Below are 293 nucleotides of genomic sequence, written 5' to 3' on the forward strand. Positions count from 1 at the left end.
GCCAATCAAACTCGGAGATAGCTGGTTCTCCCCGAAAGCTATTTAGGTAGCGCCTCGGACGAATACTACTGGGGGTAGAGCACTGTTTGGGCTAGGGGGTCATCCCGACTTACCAACCCCATGCAAACTCCGAATACCAGTAAGTAATATCCGGGAGACACACGGCGGGTGCTAACGTCCGTCGTGAAGAGGGAAACAACCCAGACCGCCGGCTAAGGTCCCAAAGTTCTGGTTAAGTGGGAAACGATGTGGGAAGGCTCAGACAGCTAGGATGTTGGCTTAGAAGCAGCCAT

1 rRNA gene is annotated in these 293 nt (G+C 53.6%); it reads left to right on the plus strand.

From position 1 onward, the window contains the following. A 23S ribosomal RNA gene (locus tag J9889_RS23790) occupies positions 1 to 293 on the plus strand; the annotation flags it as partial.

The organism is Aeromonas sp. PrichA-15 (assembly GCF_017939245.1).
GTDB lineage: Bacteria > Pseudomonadota > Gammaproteobacteria > Enterobacterales > Aeromonadaceae > Aeromonas > Aeromonas caviae.